An 868-nucleotide genomic window follows, 5' to 3' on the forward strand; every position below is an offset into this window, starting at 1 on the left:
CACCAATCCTCCGGCGATAAATCCTTTTGAGAGAGTTTCTCCCAGGAACAGATAACCCCATAGAATGCCAAAGGGCGGAATAAGGAAAGTCACCGTCAGCGTTCTTAGCGGGCCAATATCGGCAATCAGACGAAAGAACAGAATATAAGCCCAGGCGGTACAGATCAGCCCCAGTGCCAGCACACACAGCCATACGCCGGGATGGTTCCACTGCACGACAGGCTGGACAATCAGCGAACCGATAAACACCGGAAGCAGAAAGAGAGTGGCACCAATCTGGCTGCCCAGCGCAACCAGTCGGGCATCCAGCCCCCCTCGATCGCCAATCCACTTTTTAGTCAGAAATCCGGCGCTGGCGTAGCAAGCCGTTGCCACCAGACACGCGGCAATGCCCAGCAGCACATCCTGTGCCAGTGCCAGACTGCCGGTGGTGGTCAGCAGCACAATTCCCGCCAGGCCCAACACCACCCCAACCATTTTTCTCAGCGTAAAGGTTTCACTGAAACAGAGACCACCAATGAGCACCCCCATTAGCGGTGTGGTGGCATTGAGGATCGCCGAATAACCCGCAGGCAGCCATTTTGCCGCCAGGCAGTACATCACAAAAGGTACAGCAGAGTTGATCACCCCCAGTAACATCGCTGGCAACGCTTTACCATGAAAGGCCATATTGGTCCGTAGTATCAGCAACAGCGCTATCAGGCCAACACAGCCAAACAGCACGCGTAAAAACGCGGTATTCAGCGAACCAAAATAGGGAGTGGCAACGCGCATGAACAAAAAACTGGCCCCCCAGATCGCCGCAAGTAAAATTAAACGCCCGATATCCCCTTGCTTCACAACACGCTCCTGATGACGGGTTATTGAC

At 54.3% G+C, this 868-nt stretch carries 1 protein-coding gene; it reads right to left on the minus strand.

The window, feature by feature from the left end:
- On the minus strand, nt 1–840 hold an 840-nt coding region (locus WH277_RS08230; protein ID WP_339505221.1), incomplete at its 3' end, for a DMT family transporter.
- Nucleotides 841–868 lie beyond the last annotated feature (28 nt).

Origin of the sequence: Erwinia sp. MYb416 (genome assembly GCF_037479575.1) — a bacterium.
Classification (GTDB): Bacteria; Pseudomonadota; Gammaproteobacteria; order Enterobacterales; family Enterobacteriaceae; genus Erwinia; species Erwinia rhapontici.